Below are 18,504 nucleotides of genomic sequence, written 5' to 3'. Positions count from 1 at the left end.
GGCGTTTTTTTTGTTCTATTTGACAGTCTTTAGAAGCGATTTTATAAAATTAAAAGTGATTCAAATAATGTAACGTAAATAAAAAACCACCTCATTTTCATAAGATGGTTTTTGTAAAAGTTTGAGTTAGTCACTCCTCGTTTTAAGCTTTTTTTGCGGTTACATTAACCTTAAGCTCAATATCATCGTTGATAAACTTATCACCTAGATTATCAAAAAACGATTTAGAACCATATTGCACGTTCCATTTAGAACGATCTATTGTAAACGTCTCACTTGATAATGTCATAGTTTCTCCATTTTCAGAAACCGTAACAGGAAATGTAATATTATTTTTTACATCCTTAAGCGTTAAGTTACCAGAAAGCATAGTTTTTCCTTCTACTTCGCTAATTCCTGTGATTTCAAATGCAGCGTTTGGAAACTGTTCAACATCAAAAAAGTCAGCACTTTTTAAATGTCCAGCTAATTTTCCATTTTGTTCATCTTCAGCAGGAATGTCCAATACATTAATAGAACCCATATCTACTATAAAAGATCCGCTTTCAACAGCGCCATCGCTGACGTTTACGACACCAGAAGATAATTTAATGGTTCCATTGTGTGTTCCTGTTGGCTTAAAGCCTTTCCATTCAATAGACGATGATTCCGCATCTGCTACATACTTTACCGCAGTAGCTTTTGCCTCTGCAGCAGCTTCAGCATCAGAAGTTTGTGCTTCTTTTGCCTTATCCTTACATCCTACAAGTGCAAGAGCAAATGCACTCATAAACAATATCATTTTAAATTTTGAATTCATAATTAATCAGTTTTAGTGTTAAAACGTCAAAAGTAACAAATTTGTTTTACAGAACGCAAAAAAAGTTAAACAAAAGTTTTGTTAAAATTTTTAGTGACAATATGGCATTTTAATAATAATGGCAGTACTTTTGCCAACCGAATTATAGCAGTATTAATTGGATACAAGATGAGTAAAAAAAATAAAGCAAAAGACATAAAAGAAGAGCAAGCTAACGGTTTAGAAAAAGAGCCTGTAGCTGTTGAAGAACAACAAGAACAAGAGTTGACGGATGAATTATCTGCAGAGGATAAGTTAAAAGAAGAACTACAAAACGAAAAGGATAAGTTTTTACGTTTATTTGCTGAGTTTGAGAACTACAAAAAACGAACATCAAGAGAGCGTGTAGAATTGTTTAAAACCGCTGGTAAAGAAATTATGTTAGAGCTTTTACCAGTTCTTGACGATTTTGAGCGTGCACTTTTGCACATTGAAGAAGATAAAGAGGCAGAAGAGTTGCGTAAAGGTGTATTATTAATTTACCAAAAACTATTATCTACGTTAGAAAAGAAAGGTCTATCAATTTGTGAAGTAAAACAAGGCGATACTTTTGATGCCGAAATACACACGGCAATTACTCAAATACCTGCTCCAAGCGATGACTTAAAAGGTAAAATTGTAGATGTTGTAGAGAAAGGTTATAAATTGGGAGATACTATTATTCGTTTTCCAAAAGTTGTTGTTGGTCAATAAAGCAAAATCATGGCAAAGAGAGATTATTACGAAGTTTTAGGAGTAAGCAAAGGTGCAAGTGCCAGTGAAATTAAGAAAGCTTACAGGAAAAAGGCTATTGAGTTTCACCCAGATAAAAACCCAGATGATAAAGAAGCTGAAGCCAAATTTAAAGAAGCAGCTGAGGCTTACGAAGTTTTAAGCGATCCTGATAAGAAAGCACGTTACGACCAATTTGGTCACCAAGCCTTTGAAGGCGGCGGTGGTTTTGGTGGCGGCGGCATGAATATGGACGACATATTTAGTCAATTTGGAGACATTTTTGGTGGTGCTTTCGGTGGCGGTGGCTTCTCTGGCTTCGGCGGTGGAGGTGGACAACGTCGTGTTAAAGGTAGTAATCTTCGTATTCGCGTAAAGCTGACATTAGAAGAAGTGGCTAATGGCGTTGAAAAGAAAATAAAGGTAAAACGTAAAGTTCAAGCACCAGGAACAACTTACAAAACCTGCTCTACATGCCAAGGCACAGGACAGGTTACCAGAATAACAAATACTATTTTAGGAAGAATGCAAACCTCTGCACCGTGTAATGTTTGTGGTGGTGCAGGACAAACTATAGACAGAAAACCTTCGGATGCTGATGCTCAGGGTTTAAAACTTACTGAAGAAACGGTATCTATTAAAATTCCTGCAGGTGTTGTAGATGGTATGCAACTTAAAGTTTCTGGTAAAGGTAATGAGGCGCCAGGAAATGGGATTTCTGGAGATTTACTAGTAGCTATTGAAGAAATAGATCACGAACGCTTACAACGTGAAGGCGATAATTTACATTATGATTTGTACGTGAGCTACCCGGAGGCTGTTTTGGGAACTTCAAAAGAAATAGATACCGTAACTGGCAAGGTGCGCATAAAGATTGAATCTGGAGTGCAATCAGGCAAAATTTTACGCTTACGCGGTAAAGGTATCCCAAGTTTAAATGGTTATGGCAAAGGTGATTTATTGGTACATGTAAATGTTTGGACACCAAAAACTTTAAACAAACAACAAAAAGAGTTTTTTGAGGCTATGATGGGAGACGACCATTTTTCCCCAAAACCTGAAAGTTCAGATAAATCATTCTTTGAAAAGGTAAAAGATATGTTTTCTTAGTGAAAATCAAAGTTATTTAGGTCTTCAGAGTTATAGGGTTTCGAATAAGATTAATTTCAATAGAAGTGAAATCTGTTAAAAAAAGAATAGATTTTTTCTATCATTATTTCACGAAACATAGTAAGGATTTACCATCCTTTAATAGAACAAGAAGTTCCGTTGCAAAACGGAATTTTTTTTGCGTAAGAAGCAACTTATCTTAATAGTTTTGCTATTAGTTAAGAAAAAAAAACTATCTTTGAATATCGCTAAATAACTTTAGTGATAATTTTTCTTTTTCATAGCAATTTTTTTCCCATCCTTAATTTCGATTGAGGGTGGGTTTTGTTTTTAAGAGGTTACTTGTTTGAAGTTACATTTAAATACTAAAGTTGGGGTGTATTAAATCAATACTATTTGCGGTGAAAGGGAGAGTAACAAGGAGAATATATTATCTAAAAGTTCTTGTCAATTCTTCCCTAGATATTTTGAAATGTTTACATGTTTTCAACTCATATACATTTAATATCTTTACGATTAATAATAATTAAAAATTGTGAATGGATAACCTATTGGAAGTTATTGGTGTAAGTAAAAAATTCGGGGATTTTACAGCCTTAAATAATGTTTCTATTAATGTTCCTAAAGGTAGTATTTATGGGCTATTGGGGCCAAATGGAGCAGGAAAAACTACTTTAATTCGAATCATAAACCAAATTACATTACCCGATACGGGTAAGGTAATTCTAGATGGTGAGCCTTTAAAAGCATCTCATATTAGCGATATTGGTTATTTACCCGAGGAACGCGGTTTATACAAATCTATGAAAGTAGGTGAGCAGGCGTTGTATTTGGCACAACTAAAGGGTTTAAGTAAAGCGGTTGCTAAAGAACGCTTAAAATATTGGTTTGAACGTTTGGAAATTGGCGACTGGTGGAATAAAAAAATCCAGGAACTTTCAAAAGGTATGGCCCAAAAAATACAGTTTGTGGTTACGGTATTACACGAACCTAAATTGTTGATTTTTGATGAACCCTTTTCAGGATTCGACCCAATTAACGCTAACTTAATAAAAGACGAAATTTTAAGGCTACGCGAAAACGGTGCTACTGTAATTTTTTCAACACATAGAATGGAATCTGTTGAAGAACTTTGTGATGACATTACGCTTATTCATAAATCCAACAAAATTTTAGATGGAAGAATTTTGGACGTAAAACGTGCCTATAAATCAAATACGTTTGAGGTAGGAATTACGGTCCCCGATAATTCAACATTAAAACAGGAGCTTTCAAATACTTTTAAAATTACACCTGCTAGTTTTAAAACATTAAATAATGAGTTAAAATTAAATATTCAACTTAATGAAAACCAAAGCGCTAACGATTTGCTAAATTTTTTAACATCAAAAGGAGAAGTGTCTTATTTTGTAGAATTAATTCCTAGCGTGAACGATATTTTTATTCAAACAGTAACTCGTAATAACCTTCAATAAAACATGAATCATTTACCTCTTATTATAAAGCGTGAATATTTATCAAAGGTTAAAAATAAGTCATTTATCATCATGACGATTTTGAGCCCTATCATCATGATTGCCCTCATTAGCGTTGTGGCCTATTTATCGCAGTTAAACAATGATAAAGTAAGAACTATTTCAATCTTAGATGAATCGGGACAAGTTGCAACTATTTTTACGAATACTGACAACACCACCTATAATATTCTGGAAGGGCTGTCGCTTCAAGATGCTAAATTGTTGGTTACTGAAACTTCAGGGTATGGACTTTTGCATATTCAAGATAAATCTACCGTTGAAGATATTTCAAATAGCATAAAGTTTTACTCAGAAGAATCCCCATCTTTAACTGTCATTTCCAGATTGGAAAACAAACTAGAAAAACACTTAACGTTAATGAATTATGAAAAGGTTGGTGTTGATGTAGAAAAAATAGAATCTTCGAAAGTCTATGTTGATATTTTTCAAGAAAACTTTACAGGAGAAACGTCCTCTAAAACGGATAGTATAATAAAACTTATTTTTGGTGGTGCCGCAGGCTATTTGTTATTCATGTTTATTATCATTTATGGCAATATGATAATGCGCAGTGTTATCGAGGAAAAAACGAGTAGAATTATTGAGGTGATAATATCTTCTGTAAAACCTGTTCAGTTAATGCTTGGTAAAATTATTGGCACATCTTTGGCTGGACTTACACAGTTTGCTATTTGGTTAATTCTTGGTAGTATATTGCTATTTGTGGTTTCGGCAATTTTTGGGATCGATATGGCGCAAATGCAAACGCCGCAACAAGCAGCCATTCAGCAGGCTATGGAAAACCCTGAGGTAAACAATCAATTGTTAGGGGCAATTCAAGGATTTTTTAATTTACCGCTTACTAATTTAATTGTGGCATTTGTTCTGTTTTTTATTAGCGGTTATTTGTTGTATAGTTCGCTTTATGCTGCAATAGGGGCGGCGGTAGATAATGAAACAGATACGCAACAGTTTATGCTTCCTATTATTATGCCCTTAATATTGGCAGTATATATTGGTATTTTTACTGTAATTGAAGACCCACATGGCACGGTATCAACTGTTTTTTCATTTATCCCGTTTACTTCTCCAGTAGTTATGTTAATGCGCATACCGTTTGGTGTTCCAATTTGGCAACAATTGTTATCTTTAGGATTACTTATTGGTACGTTTATGTTTACCGTTTGGATTGCGGCAAAAATATACAGGGTCGGTATTTTAATGTATGGCAAAAAACCAAGTTATAAAGAATTATTAAAGTGGATTAAGTATTAAAATGCAAGAGAAACTAAAAGATATAAAGGACAAGGAAGTTGACGGTATTAGTGAAGTATTACAGGAGACTACCGTAGGACAGGCTATTTCAGATTTTCTGAATTATAAAATTTTAGATTTTCCTGTGGGCCAAGGTAACGACGAACATCAGGTTGTATTAACGGTAGGGTATGTGTTGCTGGTTGTTTTAGTTCTTATTATAACATCTTTCGTATTACGATTTGTAAAAAAACTTGTTACAAGAAAAATGCCCAAAGAAGACAAGGTGAAATTTAACACTGTATTTTCTTTTGCAAGGTGGGTTATTTATTTTATTGTAATGCTTGTGGTTTTCGATTCAATTGGTGTGAATGTTACCGCGGTATTTGCAGCATCTGCAGCCCTGTTAATCGGTGTGGGTTTAGCGTTGCAAACACTATTTCAAGATATAATTTCGGGTATTTTTATTTTAGTTGACCGATCTGTTCAAGTTGGCGATATCGTTGAGCTAGAAGGTAAAGTGGGACGCGTAGAAGAAATTAAACTACGTACTACAAGGGCCGTAACTATCGATAACAAGGTGCTTATTATACCAAATCATTTATACCTTACAAATAGTTTATATAATTGGACTCAAAATGGCTCGGTAACTAGGGAAAGTGTTCATGTTGGGGTTGCTTATGGTAGCGATGTACAACTGGTGAAAAAATTATTGTTACAAGCAGCAGAATCTCATGAAATGGTACTAAAACATCCTGCACCACAAGTGTTTTTCGATAATTTTGGAGATAGCTCCTTAGAGTTCCGATTGATGTTTACGCTTAACAATAGTTTTATTGGAGCAGTTCCTAAAAGTGATCTAAGATTTGAAATAGATAAACTTTTTAGAGAATATAATATTACAATTCCATTTCCTCAAAGAGATATTCATATTAAATCAAATCTTTCAGAAATCAAATAACGAAGCAACTAAATGTCGCACAGGTTTTCATGTTTTATGATATTTTTGCTATGCGTATTGGGAATACAAAATGGGCACGCTCAACTTACAGATTTAGCACGATTGGAATATTCATTTATACCTCAAAGTAATACTGATGATGATTATACCAGATTGCGCGCCTTATTAAATTATCCACTAAAATTAAAAAAAGACACTTACCTAGTTTTAGGCGTTGAATACAATAAAGTAATTTTAGATTTGGAAGAAAACTATCCGTTTGACACTAGAGGTTTAAAACGAATCCATATTATAGATGCCAATATTGGTTATACCTTTAAATGGAATAAAAATATACGCATAGGTTTAAAATTTAATCCTAGAATTGCATCAACACTTACTAAGCGTTTGGTTTCCGACGATTATTTTTTAAATGGAGGTGTTTTTGTAATTAATGATAGGCGAGATGATGAAACGTTAAAACGCCCATACCGCTTAATTTTGGGTTTAACTTACAATGCAACGGTAGGATTACCATTTCCACTGCCTTTTGTGAGTTATTACAGAGAAATAAATGAAAAATGGAGCTTTAATGCCGGAGTGCCAAAATCGAATATAAAGTACGCTATAGATAATAAAAATAATATTCAGGCCTTTGTTGGGTTAGATGGTTATTTAGCGCATTTACAAGAACCGTCGGTTATAAACGGACAAAGTGTAGATCATATTTCACTTTCTGTGGCTATTGGAGGATTAGGTTACGAATACTTGTTCACCAAAAATTTGGTAGGGTATTTGTATACAGGATATACGTTTAGACTAAATAATGTACTGCGTAATGAAAATAGAGATGAAGTTTTTAAATTAGACGAGGTAAATGCGTTTTATTTAAGATCAGGAATTAAATTTAAAATATAAAATATGCCTAAAATATTAATTATTGAAGATGAAGCGGCTATAAGACGTGTGTTGGTGAAAATCCTTTCTGAGGAAAATGATACTTATGAAGTTGAGGAAGCAGAGGATGGTTTGGCTGGAATGGATAAAATTAAAAAAACGGATTATGATTTGGTGCTGTGCGATATAAAAATGCCAAAAATGGATGGTGTTGAAGTGCTAGAAGCTACCCGTAAATTAAAACCTGAAACACCTGTTGTGATGATATCCGGTCATGGCGATTTAGATACTGCGGTAAATACGATGCGCTTAGGAGCGTTTGATTATATTTCCAAACCACCAGATTTAAATAGATTATTAAATACTGTTAGAATTGCCTTAGATAGAAAAGAATTAGTTGTAGAAAATAAAATTCTAAAGAAAAAGGTAAGCAAGAAATATGAGATGATAGGGGAAAGTGATTCCATCTCTCAAATAAAGGATATGATTGACAAAGTGGCCCCTACCGATGCTAGAGTTTTGATAACTGGCCCTAATGGCACAGGAAAGGAGCTAGTGGCACATTGGTTGCATGAAAAGAGCGAGCGCGTTAAAGGTCCTATTATAGAAGTAAATTGTGCTGCAATACCGAGTGAATTGATAGAAAGCGAACTGTTTGGACATGTTAAAGGTGCTTTTACAAGCGCAAATAAAGATAGGGCTGGTAAATTTGAAGCTGCGAATGGCGGTACTATTTTCCTAGATGAAATTGGGGATATGAGTTTGTCTGCACAAGCAAAAGTGTTGCGAGCACTTCAAGAAAGTAGAATTCAACGTGTAGGTAGCGATAAAGACATTAAAGTTGATGTTCGCGTTGTTGCTGCTACCAATAAGAATTTAAAAAAGGAAATTGAAGATGGAAAGTTTCGTGAGGATTTATATCACAGACTTGCCGTGATTTTAATAAAAGTACCTGCTTTAAATGAAAGACGTGATGATATTCCACTTTTAGTAAATCACTTTGCAAAGAAAATTGCCGATGAGCAAGGAACAGCCCAAAAAAGTTTTTCTGATAAAGCCATAAAACTTTTACAGGATTACGATTGGACTGGAAATATCCGTGAGTTGAGAAATGTAGTGGAACGATTAATTATTCTTGGAGGTTCAGAAGTTAGTGAGCAAGATGTAAAACTATTTGCTAGTAAATAATCTAATTACACGAACTCAACAACATTAAGTATTCGTTAGTGATCATTTGCAGTTTATTTTTATAGAACAAACTTATTTCCTTTGAGCTTTTATTATCTAAGTTTACGGCAATGTTGGTGTTGGTTTGAGCAATAGTTTTGGCATTGCATGACATTGATGATAAAGAATGATTAAATGTTTTTATGTTTGTAGTAATTATCGCTTTATAACGTTCTATTAATGCTCTGTTTTTCTTGAGTTGTTCAGACATTAGCTGTAGTTTAATTTCCTCTGCTTTTGTCTCTAGGGCATCTTGTTGTTGCTTAAGTACTAATTGTTGCTTTTGTAAATCTAGCATATTCTGATCATTATTAGTAAGTATTGCTGCCGATTCATTTACTGAAACTTTATTTGTGCTTTTGTAACTACATTCATCAATACTAATCATTGCCTCTTTTGCTATATCTCTCGTGCGCTTCACAAAAAACCTAGCATCTTCATAAATATCTACTGTAGCTACTTTAGTCAAAAGGTTAATAGCATCCAGCGCTTTTTTATGCGCAATTTTACAACCACAGGTTTCTAAATCTATCTTAGAGTTTTCAAAAGATTCTTTAGACCGGACAGAAAAATATTTTATGTCGGTAATATTTCTAGAATCATAAGCTTTTTTTACATGGGAATATGCAGCAACAATACGGGAATTAGCACGTTCGCAATCGTTTTGAGCAAAAATACTACAGGAAATTAAGAGAATTGGTAGTAGGGTTAAGTAAAATTTATTCATAATTATAACATAAGTAGGTGTACAAACATAATCAAATCATTATGAAACTGATTGTAATACATCGAAAACATGAAAAGTCTTATATTTACCACAGCGAATATTGTAGCATTTTAAGTATGAAAAACATTAAAGAATCAGAGTTTAAAATCATTTCAAAAATAAATATCGAAGATTTACCAACGTCGTATGATTTGGAAGTTCCCGAAGATGATGTGAAAAGTGCCTTAAAAAAAACGCGTAAATTATTAAGCAACATACAAAATACGATGTATGCGCACGATAAATATGCGGTTTTAGTATGTTTACAAGGAATGGATACTTCTGGTAAAGATAGTTTGGTGCGCGAAGTATTTAAAAGCTTTAATGTAAGAGGTGTAGAGGTGCACAGTTTTAAAGTGCCAACAGATTTAGAGTTGAGTCATGATTACTTATGGAGGCACTATATTGCATTGCCACAACGTGGGAAATTTGGGGTGTTTAACCGTACGCATTACGAAAATGTTTTGGTCACACGAGTACATCCAAATTATATTTTAAATGAAAATTTGCCAGATGTAAATTCTGTTGAAGACATAAATGAAGCGTTTTGGGATAAGCGTTTTGAACAGATTAATAATTTTGAGAAGCACATTGCTGAAAATGGCACAATAATTTTTAAGTTCTTCTTGAATTTATCAAAAGATGAACAAAAGTATCGCTTATTACGACGTTTACGCAAACAGGAAAAGAATTGGAAATTCTCAGCTGGTGATTTAAAGGAGCGTGAACTTTGGGATAAATACCAGAAATGCTATGAAGATGTGATGAATAGAACATCTAAAGAACATGCCCCATGGTATAATATTCCAGCCGATGATAAGCCAACAGCACGCTATATTGTGGCTAAAATTATGTACGATGTATTAAGCCAATATACCGATATACAAGAACCTGAATTGGATGAGGAAACTAAAGCTAATTTAGATGTTTATAAAGCGCAGTTAGAGCGTGAGTAATCATTCGCGTTGTCGCTTTGCCGAACTGATTTGATTTTTTTATACTACAGTTTTTTAGTACCATTATATATTAATCCTCTTCTGGAAACGTAATATGCTGATAAGCACCAATATCAGGAGAAGCTGTTCTATTTACATTTAAAATATCTGTTGGCACTTGGTTTGCAAAGGTGGTATTTCCTTGTCCGTTAGCAGCAGAGTCATCACCAATAATTAACATATTTTCATTGGGTTCTAAAAAGTTGGGTTCTTCATTGAAAATAACATTTTCGTATAACCCCATGTTTTCAAAATCAAAATTTGGTCCTGTAAAATTATCGTTTCTATCATCAAAACGCACCAAACAATTCGTGAATTTAAAATTGAAATCTACTGTTTGCTCTTCAGATTGATCTACTAAAAATTCTGGATTATCATTTCCGTAAATAATACAATTATTAAAATTCGCTTCACTTAAATCAGCAATAACTTCAACTTCATTTTCGTTTTCGTCTAATACTCTCAAAAAATTATTTATTAAAAGGGCAGGTAATGGGCGTGGACCATTTTGCCAATAGTTTGTTATAGTAGAATGCGTAAAATTGTATTTACCTCCTAATGTTACTGCAAGTACGGACTGACCTGCATTATTAAGAACTACATTTTCTCCTGTAATAGAAGTGTTTCTGCCTAATATACCAAAACTACCAGAATTATATATTTGCGAATTGGTAATAGTAAGCTTATCGTCAGTTGCATTAGCATCACCATCACACAAAATACCAACTATAGCATTCTTAATTGTTGCGTAATTGAATGTATTATTTACGCTACCATCAAGTAACCAAATAGTAGCCCATTGACCTGGGCGTTCTGAAAAGTTAGGTTCTAAACGATCGCCTTCAAAAATAACTTCGTTTTCTAAAAGTTCTTGGTCTGTACTTAATGCTCCATTTACATTAATGGAAGCACCTGATTGCACTATAATTCCAGAGTTTTCATGAAAATGTAATCTTGCTCCAGCCTCAATGGTAAGTGTTTGTCCTTCAGGTACAGCCGCAAAACCATAAATTACATAAGGTTTTTCCTTGGTAAAGATAAGTTCATCATTCATTAACTCTCTACCTACTGCTCTTACAGGGTCATCTTCTGTGCCTAAATTAATAGTTTCTTGTATTTTTGTAGTGTTATCCCTATCTGGAAATATAAATGTTGCATCCTTAATAAGCGTAACCAATTCTACTTCTTGTAAATTTCCGCCAGAATCAAATTCTATTTGGTCTGTATACAAATACTCGCCATCAGGGTTTGGGAAATTATTAATATCAACTGTAGTTTCAATAAAAATAAATAGACTATCATTTGCCAAAAGCTCAATATCTTCAAAAGTTTTTCCTGTAAGTCCATCAACACTCAAGCGGTATTGCGATGCGTCTCCTAAACCTAATCTCACGGTAGGAATCAATATATCATCATTACTTCTGTTATAGACCTTTAAGTTATACGTACTAGAACCTATATTTGTAAAAATGGTATCTAAATACACAGTATCTCTGGAAAACTCAAGGCTTCCTGTACTTGCTGAAAATTCAAAATCTTTTCTACAGGAGCTCCAAAGCACCAAAAAACAAATAGTTAGTAAAATGTAGATGTACTTCTTCATTGGGTATCAAAAATAAATATGGCTAAAAATATAACTTTTGAAACGAAGAATTAGTATGATATTAGTTTTTTAAGCGCAACGAATCTTTAGAGGCTTCAAATGTTTCGGTAATTTTTATAAAATCTTTACTGAATCTCACCATCGAATCTAGAAGAATAACTTTATTTTTTTCGGTAATGAGATCTTTATTCAGGTTTTTGGTCTCACAATAATCCAAAAATAAATGTGCATATTTTTCTGGTATATTTAAATCTTCTTCAATTAAATTTAAATTAAACAATTCGTCTACTTTAAACAGTGAATCTAAATCTTTGTAAGTAATATATTCAATGTGTTCGCTCTTATTTTTCTTTTTAAAGAGTTTACCAATCATTTTTGCTATTTCTACAAAGTTAAGCCCGCTAGAATAAGAGGATTGAGGAATATACAATTGCATGTTGTTTTTCATATCTCTATCTAACGCACGCTCAGCATTTTGTGTATATTCTAAAGGATTAAAATCTTCATCGTCATTGCTTATGAGTACTTCACCAAGCTCATTCACTGATTTGTTTAACTCAAAAACTCTCACATCTTCAAAATCGCTTTGCTTGAGTTTTACTATTTTAGAATGATGAAATAAAGATTCAAAAAGTAATGTGTCACTAACAATGGCTGAAATTTCAAAATTACCATCCTCGTTGGTATATGTTAATATTTTCTTACTAACATTATAAACTTTTATACCCTTAACAGTGGATTCGTTGTCGTAAACTTTTCCTTTTATATTTTGCGAAAATCCTATAATAGGAAACAGAAGTAAGATGATGTATTTCAAGAGTTCAAAATTTATAAAGTTCAAAGTAAACTTTTTTAACTCACTAATACCTGTAATTTATAATATTTTAACAATTTATCATTATAAAGAGCGCCCTGCTAAATAGCTTATCGTTAAGCTATAAGTGCTATTGTGAGTCATTAAATTTACTTTTGAAGACTACAAGTATTTACTATAGCAATGCTTTCATCATTTTTACAGCAGTTTCAGCAGTGATATCGCGTTGCGGAGAACCAAACATTTCATAACCTACCATAAATTTTTTAACTGTAGCGCTTCTTAATAATGGGGGATAAAAACTCATGTGCCAATGCCAGTGTGTATTATTGTTTTCATCGGTTGGTGATTGATGAATACCACTTGAATAAGGAAATGATGTATTAAAGATTTTATCGTAGGCTTTAGTTAATATAGCGATGGCTTCAGCGTATTGCAATGTTTCGGTATCCACCATTTCTGAAATATTACTCATATGTCGTTTTGGAACAATCATAGCTTCAAATGGCCATATTGCCCAAAATGGAACTAATACTACAAAACCTTCATTTTCAAAAATGATACGTTCATTCTTTTCTAATTCTTGGGTCAAATAATCACCTAATAAACTACTATTGTTGTTATTAAAATAGTTTAATTGTTGCGTATTTTTTTTATCGACTTCATTTGGTAATGTGGATTGGCTCCATATTTGCCCATGTGGGTGTGGGTTACTACATCCCATAACGGCTCCTTTGTTTTCAAAAATTTGTACGTAATTGATTTTTGGATTGCTGCCTAGTTCTTTATATTGTTCTTGCCATGCATAAACTACTTTTTGAATTTCTTCAGAAGACATATCCGCCAGACTTTTAGAGTGATCAGGACTAAAGCATATCACTTTACAAATACCTGTTTCGCTCTGTGCAACTAAAAGTCCGTCATTAACCGAAAAAGTTGGAGAATCACTTTGTAAAGCCGCAAAATCATTCGTGAAAATAAATACATCTTCGTATTTGGGGTTTACTTCACCATTTATACGCGTGTTTCCTGCACACAAATAACATTTATCGTCGTACGTTGGCCTCTTTTCATTATTAACCGCCTCATTTTGTCCTTGCCAAGGGCGTTTTGCGCGATGTGGAGATACGAGCACCCATTCTCCGGTTAATATATTGTATCGTTTATGTGAATAATCTTGTAGTTTGGTATCTTCCATTTTAAAACGCATTATAGATTGTTTATTTAACCAAATGAGTTCCATCAGATAACTTTACGAAATATACGGAACATTCCTTATCAAATTTTTTCTTGTAAGCCTTAGATGCGGTTTCTGCAAATGCTTTAGCTTCATTTTTAGCTATTAAGTTAATTGTGCAACCTCCAAAGCCACCACCCATCATTCTTGCACCTAAAACATGCTTGTTTTTCTTGGCTTGTTCTACTAAAAAATCGAGTTCATCACAACTCACTTTATATTGCGTTGATAATCCATTATGCGATTGATAAATTAAAGCGCCTAATTTTTCCAAATCATCATCTTCAATAGCCTTTGCAGCCTTCAGCGTCCGAGAATTCTCTTGAATCACAAATAAAGCCTTTTGATAGTTTTCCGGAGTAACTTTGTCTATTATAGTTTCTAAATCTGCTTCTGTAGCATCTCTAAGCGCTTTTATACCAAGTAATTCTGAAATGCGCTCACAAGCCGAACGTCTGTCATTGTATGCACTATCAGATAAGCTATGTTTTACATTAGTATTTATCAACATCAATTGATGGTCCTTAAAATTAATTTTATAAGGTTTGGATTCCACCGTGCGACAATCTAGATGCAAGGCATTATTCTTTATCCCGAACATACTTGCATACTGGTCCATAATACCACATTTCACCCCAACATAATTATGTTCTGCTTTCTGTGATATTAAAATCATATCATGCTTTGTAAGACCTAAATCAAAAAGCTCATTTAAACCATATACCACACTGTTCTCTAATGCAGCAGAAGATGACATACCAGCACCTCCAGGAATATTGCCTTTAAAAATGATGTTAAAATCACCCACAACAATGTTCCTGTTTTGTATTTCGGCAATAACACCAAACACATAATTTTCCCAACAACCTTGTTTAGAAGGCCTTAATTTATTGAGTTCAAACTCAATAGTACTGTCTAAATCTAATGCAATTGCAGTAGAGCTACCAGTATCACTTTTCTGAATCGCCGCTGCAATACCTTTGTCAACAGCGGCCGGAAATACGAAGCCATCGTTGTAATCGGTGTGTTCACCTATAATATTTATTCTACCTGGAGAAAATATTAACAACGGCTCTTTTTTAAAGGCTTTTATATATGCTTTTTTTACATCCTTTATCAGTTTGTCGCTCATTACAATTGAAGTTTAGTTACTGTTAATATTCAGTGACCAATTGATGTTGTAGCTTTCGTTTGGTTTTAATTTTTGTAATCTTTTTTTGTTAAAGCTACTTTAAAGCCCTTTTGTAAGCCTTAAGGCTTTTGTGTTTTCTGTTGGTGGGGAAAGCTCTTGTAAAAAATTATTATTCCCGTTAGTATCTAATTGTAAATTGTATTGAGGTGTTTTAAAAACAACTTTATCAGAATATAAAATCCAGCAATCATCAATAAATTGACTTTTGATTTTAATGGATTTACCATTTTCAATACTTTGCGTGCTTGTAGAAATATGATGCTCTCCTAAAACCACTTTTTCAATACTATTCATCATATAGGTCTTTGAATAATCTAGGGGTGATAAATTCCGAATAATTTTATGAGCGCCAAGTGTAACCTCTTGAAGACTCAAACCTCGGTCTAAATAGGTTTTACCGTAAACCGAATTTATAGAATTATTAATTTCTAGAAGGTTTTGCGCTTTATTGTTTTTTACTAGATACAATTGAATATTTTTAAAGGGAATTTCTTAAAATTAGGTGATTTACGTTTTCTATATGCTGATGCTCTTCATTTTGAATCATTTCTGCTAAACGTTTGCCCATAGCTGTAAAATCAGTAGAAATCGTAGTGATTCCACCTTCAACAATTTCTTTAAGCAATGTGTCATTATAAGAAATAATGCCAATATCCTCAGCTAGAGTAAAATTGAGAGATTTCATTTTTTTTATAATTTGAAGCAGGCTTTTATCATCAGGTACAACATATAAATCACCTTTTTTTATCATATAATCATCTACGGAATTTAAGATTTCAAAAGGTATGTTTCTGTCCTTACAAAACGCGATAAATCCATCTTTCATACTTTGAGGCTGCTTATCATTAGAAAATATTAGTAATAGCTTTTTATAGTTGACAATGCGACTAAAGGCTTTCTCTAGATTATTATAAATATCTTTTCTAAAATTTTGATAAATACCTGAATAATCTTTCAATTCGCAAGGCATCTGATCGAGAATATACACCGTCTCTTTTGGTAATTTGTTAACTGTTTTATCAGTATTTTTTAAATTTGCAGGCATAATTATATAACTGTTGTAATTACCATTATTATCCTCTATTATTCGTTTGAAAACGTTTAGGTTAAAGTGATGAAAGTATATGTCAACTTCAATATTTTCACTTAAATTACTAATGAAAGCATTGAATAAATCCTCCTTAAAAGCATTTAATTCGTCAAATAGTAGTAATACCTTTTGTTTAATACTTATGTTTTCACTAGTAACATAGTAACCTTTTCCAACAACGGATTGAATAATGCCCCTATTCTTTAATTCGTTAAAAGCCATTAAGACTGTATCACGCGATAGGTTGTGCTTTTTTTTTATTGCGTTTATGGAAGGTATTTGGTCTCCTTTATTTAATTTACCTCGTACAATTGCTTTTTCAATAGAAAAAACGATTTGTTGGTATTTAGGAACTCCTATTTTTTTATTTATTGTAATCATTATTAGTACAAAGATATAAATTTTATCTGCATAAAACCTACTAGACCCTACTAGTATGATAAAATGTTAATGTGTTCTGCTTAAATGTACATCAAACGTAAAAATCTTTAATTATAAATATATATATTTGATGCATTAAACAACTAAACTAAATATTATGACATCAGGATTTGATACTTGGGATTATGTAGTTTTTATTGCTTACGCTATATTAATTTTAGGTGTAGGTTTATGGGTGTCCCGAGATAAAAAAGGGCATCAAAAAAATGCTGAAGATTATTTTTTGGCGAGTAAATCTTTACCATGGTGGGCTATTGGAGCTTCTTTGATTGCGGCTAATATTTCTGCAGAACAATTTATTGGTATGTCTGGCTCTGGCTTTGCTTCAGGATTAGCTATTGCTTCCTACGAATGGATGGCGGCCATAACCTTAATAATTGTTGGTAAATATTTCTTACCGATTTTTATAGAAAAAGGGCTTTACACCATACCTGAATTTGTTGAAAAAAGATATTCCACTAATTTAAAAACCATATTGGCAGTTTTTTGGATAGCACTATACGTTTTTGTAAACTTAACTACCGTACTTTATTTGGGTGCTCTTGCTTTAGAAACCATAATGGGCATTCCACTGATTTATGGCGTAATAGGTTTAGCGCTATTCGCAGCGGCTTATTCTTTGTATGGTGGTCTTTCGGCAGTTGCCTGGACGGATGTTATTCAAGTCATATTTTTGGTTTTAGGTGGATTGGTTACCACGTATTTAGCTCTAAACACCGTATCTGGTGGAGAAGGCTTTATATCTGGTTTAACTACAGTTTTCGAAACTGTTCCTGGGCGTTTTGAAATGATCTTAGATGAATCTAATCCAGAATATAAGAACTTACCTGGTTTAGGCGTATTAGTAGGGGGTATGTGGGTTGCCAACCTATATTATTGGGGGTTCAACCAATATATTATTCAAAGAACTTTGGCTGCTAAATCACTTAAAGAAGCGCAAAAAGGTATATTGTTTGCTGCGTTTTTGAAATTAATTATCCCATTAATTGTTGTAATTCCTGGTATAGCAGCCTATGTAATGATAAATGATCCCGAAATTATGGCAAGACTAGGTGTAAGCGCCTCTGAAAATTTACCTTCATTAAGTCAAGCAGATAAGGCATATCCTTGGTTATTACAATTTTTGCCTGTTGGTTTAAAAGGTGTCGCCTTTGCGGCTTTAGCTGCTGCCATTGTATCCTCGTTGGCTTCAATGTTAAATTCTACATCGACAATTTTTACAATGGACATATATAAACAATACATTAATAAGGATGCTAGTGATAGAGCAACAGTGAATACTGGAAGAATTTCAGCTTTTGTGGCTTTAGTGATAGCATGTATAGTCGCTCCCTTATTAGGCAATTTAGACCAGGCATTCCAATTTATACAAGAATATACTGGTATTGTAAGCCCGGGTATTTTAGCTGTGTTCTTATTAGGTTTGTTTTGGAAGAAAACTACAAACAAAGCTGCAATTATTGGGGCATTAGCATCAATTCCTATTGCAATGTACTTTAAAGTGGCCCCTAAGGGATGGTCTAGTTCGTCATTTTTTGTTGATGTGCCTTTTATGGATCAAATGGGGTATACACTTTTGTTAACTATGGGGGTAATTGCTTTATTCAGTTATGTACAACACAAAGGAGCCGATGATGCAAAAGGTATTCCTATTACAAAACAACTATTTAAAACATCACCACTATTTAATATAGGTTCGTTTGCTGTCTTGTTAATTTTAACAGTGCTTTACGCGTTGTTTTGGTAAAACTGGTTATAACATTAAAATAAATTAAGTCCTTAGCCATAACGTTAAGGACTTTTATAATTTATGGGGATAAGTATGCGACTATTAAAGCTACACGAAAAATAAAAAAATAAATCATAAGGCTA

Annotated in this window: 17 protein-coding genes; 9 read left to right on the top strand and 8 right to left on the bottom strand. The window is 33.3% G+C overall.

Going from position 1 to position 18,504, the window contains the following annotated elements; translation table 11 throughout:
- Window positions 1-142: 142 nt before the first annotated feature.
- Window positions 143-799, bottom strand: coding sequence for a YceI family protein (locus tag BMY39_RS07670; RefSeq protein WP_092578252.1), 657 nt, complete (start codon window positions 797-799; stop codon window positions 143-145).
- A gap of 168 nt (window positions 800-967) precedes the next feature.
- On the opposite strand from BMY39_RS07670, the gene BMY39_RS07665 reads away from it, so the two are divergent.
- From BMY39_RS07665 to BMY39_RS07635, 7 genes are all read left to right on the top strand, one after another.
- Window positions 968-1,531, top strand: coding sequence for a nucleotide exchange factor GrpE (locus BMY39_RS07665; protein ID WP_092578250.1), 564 nt, complete (start codon window positions 968-970; stop codon window positions 1,529-1,531).
- A 9-nt stretch (window positions 1,532-1,540) separates the two neighbouring features.
- Complete coding sequence (gene dnaJ / locus BMY39_RS07660; protein ID WP_092578248.1) at window positions 1,541-2,659, top strand: molecular chaperone DnaJ; 1,119 nt, start codon at window positions 1,541-1,543, stop codon at window positions 2,657-2,659.
- A 539-nt stretch (window positions 2,660-3,198) separates the two neighbouring features.
- The gene (locus BMY39_RS07655; protein ID WP_092578246.1) at window positions 3,199-4,134 is read left to right on the top strand and encodes an ABC transporter ATP-binding protein; all 936 of its coding nucleotides are present in this window, start codon (window positions 3,199-3,201) and stop codon (window positions 4,132-4,134) included.
- A 3-nt stretch (window positions 4,135-4,137) separates the two neighbouring features.
- Entirely contained in the window at window positions 4,138-5,451 is a 1,314-nt protein-coding gene (locus BMY39_RS07650; protein ID WP_092578244.1) for an ABC transporter permease, read from the top strand.
- A gap of 1 nt (window position 5,452) precedes the next feature.
- Window positions 5,453-6,391, top strand: coding sequence for a mechanosensitive ion channel family protein (locus BMY39_RS07645; protein ID WP_092578243.1), 939 nt, complete (start codon window positions 5,453-5,455; stop codon window positions 6,389-6,391).
- 36 nt (window positions 6,392-6,427) lie between these two features.
- The gene (locus BMY39_RS07640; RefSeq protein ID WP_092578241.1) at window positions 6,428-7,288 is read left to right on the top strand and encodes a DUF6268 family outer membrane beta-barrel protein; all 861 of its coding nucleotides are present in this window, start codon (window positions 6,428-6,430) and stop codon (window positions 7,286-7,288) included.
- Window positions 7,289-7,291: 3 nt separating this feature from the next.
- Window positions 7,292-8,455, top strand: a complete 1,164-nt coding sequence (locus BMY39_RS07635; protein WP_092578239.1) for a sigma-54-dependent transcriptional regulator — start codon at window positions 7,292-7,294, stop codon at window positions 8,453-8,455.
- 1 nt (window position 8,456) lies between these two features.
- Here the strand turns inward: BMY39_RS07635 and BMY39_RS07630 are convergent, their stop codons facing one another.
- Complete coding sequence (locus BMY39_RS07630; RefSeq protein ID WP_092578237.1) at window positions 8,457-9,221, bottom strand: hypothetical protein; 765 nt, start codon at window positions 9,219-9,221, stop codon at window positions 8,457-8,459.
- A gap of 116 nt (window positions 9,222-9,337) precedes the next feature.
- Here BMY39_RS07630 and BMY39_RS07625 point away from each other — a divergent pair, with 116 nt between their 5' ends.
- Entirely contained in the window at window positions 9,338-10,216 is an 879-nt protein-coding gene (locus BMY39_RS07625) for a PPK2 family polyphosphate kinase (RefSeq protein WP_092578236.1), read from the top strand.
- Window positions 10,217-10,286: 70 nt separating this feature from the next.
- Here the strand turns inward: BMY39_RS07625 and BMY39_RS07620 are convergent, their stop codons facing one another.
- From BMY39_RS07620 to BMY39_RS07595, 6 genes are all read right to left on the bottom strand, one after another.
- Window positions 10,287-11,858 carry a hypothetical protein gene (locus tag BMY39_RS07620; RefSeq protein ID WP_092578234.1) on the bottom strand — a complete coding sequence of 524 codons (1,572 nt, stop codon included), beginning with the start codon at window positions 11,856-11,858 and terminating at the stop codon, window positions 10,287-10,289.
- Between the two features lie 61 nt (window positions 11,859-11,919).
- Window positions 11,920-12,675, bottom strand: a complete 756-nt coding sequence (locus tag BMY39_RS07615) for a carboxypeptidase-like regulatory domain-containing protein (RefSeq protein ID WP_092578232.1) — start codon at window positions 12,673-12,675, stop codon at window positions 11,920-11,922.
- A gap of 172 nt (window positions 12,676-12,847) precedes the next feature.
- Window positions 12,848-13,870: a UDP-glucose--hexose-1-phosphate uridylyltransferase gene (locus BMY39_RS07610; RefSeq protein ID WP_092579154.1), complete on the bottom strand. Its 1,023-nt coding sequence runs from the start codon at window positions 13,868-13,870 to the stop codon at window positions 12,848-12,850.
- 22 nt (window positions 13,871-13,892) lie between these two features.
- Entirely contained in the window at window positions 13,893-15,041 is a 1,149-nt protein-coding gene (gene galK, locus BMY39_RS07605) for a galactokinase (protein WP_092578230.1), read from the bottom strand.
- Between the two features lie 99 nt (window positions 15,042-15,140).
- Window positions 15,141-15,569, bottom strand: a complete 429-nt coding sequence (locus BMY39_RS07600; RefSeq protein WP_092578228.1) for a hypothetical protein — start codon at window positions 15,567-15,569, stop codon at window positions 15,141-15,143.
- 10 nt (window positions 15,570-15,579) lie between these two features.
- On the bottom strand, window positions 15,580-16,572 hold the full coding sequence (locus tag BMY39_RS07595; protein WP_092578225.1) for a GntR family transcriptional regulator: 993 nt from the start codon (window positions 16,570-16,572) through the stop codon (window positions 15,580-15,582).
- 157 nt (window positions 16,573-16,729) lie between these two features.
- Between BMY39_RS07595 and BMY39_RS07590 the strand changes: the two genes are divergently transcribed.
- Entirely contained in the window at window positions 16,730-18,379 is a 1,650-nt protein-coding gene (locus BMY39_RS07590; protein WP_092578223.1) for a sodium/sugar symporter, read from the top strand.
- Window positions 18,380-18,504 lie beyond the last annotated feature (125 nt).

This window comes from Hyunsoonleella jejuensis, assembly GCF_900111025.1.
GTDB lineage: Bacteria > Bacteroidota > Bacteroidia > Flavobacteriales > Flavobacteriaceae > Jejuia > Jejuia jejuensis.
This window is presented reverse-complemented; position numbering and strand designations above follow the sequence as displayed.

Bases quoted from the DNA above. Each gene is read 5' to 3' on its own strand.
- BMY39_RS07645 (WP_092578243.1), top strand. From the start codon at position 5,453: ATGCAAGAGAAACTAAAAGATATAAAGGACAAGGAAGTTGACGGTATT.
- BMY39_RS07610 (WP_092579154.1), bottom strand. From the start codon at position 13,870: ATGGAAGATACCAAACTACAAGATTATTCACATAAACGATACAATATA.
- BMY39_RS07635 (WP_092578239.1), top strand. From the start codon at position 7,292: ATGCCTAAAATATTAATTATTGAAGATGAAGCGGCTATAAGACGTGTG.
- BMY39_RS07590 (WP_092578223.1), top strand. From the start codon at position 16,730: ATGACATCAGGATTTGATACTTGGGATTATGTAGTTTTTATTGCTTAC.
- galK (WP_092578230.1), bottom strand. From the start codon at position 15,041: ATGAGCGACAAACTGATAAAGGATGTAAAAAAAGCATATATAAAAGCC.
- BMY39_RS07620 (WP_092578234.1), bottom strand. From the start codon at position 11,858: ATGAAGAAGTACATCTACATTTTACTAACTATTTGTTTTTTGGTGCTT.
- BMY39_RS07630 (WP_092578237.1), bottom strand. From the start codon at position 9,221: ATGAATAAATTTTACTTAACCCTACTACCAATTCTCTTAATTTCCTGT.
- BMY39_RS07655 (WP_092578246.1), top strand. From the start codon at position 3,199: ATGGATAACCTATTGGAAGTTATTGGTGTAAGTAAAAAATTCGGGGAT.
- BMY39_RS07625 (WP_092578236.1), top strand. From the start codon at position 9,338: ATGAAAAACATTAAAGAATCAGAGTTTAAAATCATTTCAAAAATAAAT.
- BMY39_RS07595 (WP_092578225.1), bottom strand. From the start codon at position 16,572: ATGATTACAATAAATAAAAAAATAGGAGTTCCTAAATACCAACAAATC.
- BMY39_RS07640 (WP_092578241.1), top strand. From the start codon at position 6,428: ATGATATTTTTGCTATGCGTATTGGGAATACAAAATGGGCACGCTCAA.
- dnaJ (WP_092578248.1), top strand. From the start codon at position 1,541: ATGGCAAAGAGAGATTATTACGAAGTTTTAGGAGTAAGCAAAGGTGCA.
- BMY39_RS07665 (WP_092578250.1), top strand. From the start codon at position 968: ATGAGTAAAAAAAATAAAGCAAAAGACATAAAAGAAGAGCAAGCTAAC.
- BMY39_RS07670 (WP_092578252.1), bottom strand. From the start codon at position 799: ATGAATTCAAAATTTAAAATGATATTGTTTATGAGTGCATTTGCTCTT.
- BMY39_RS07650 (WP_092578244.1), top strand. From the start codon at position 4,138: ATGAATCATTTACCTCTTATTATAAAGCGTGAATATTTATCAAAGGTT.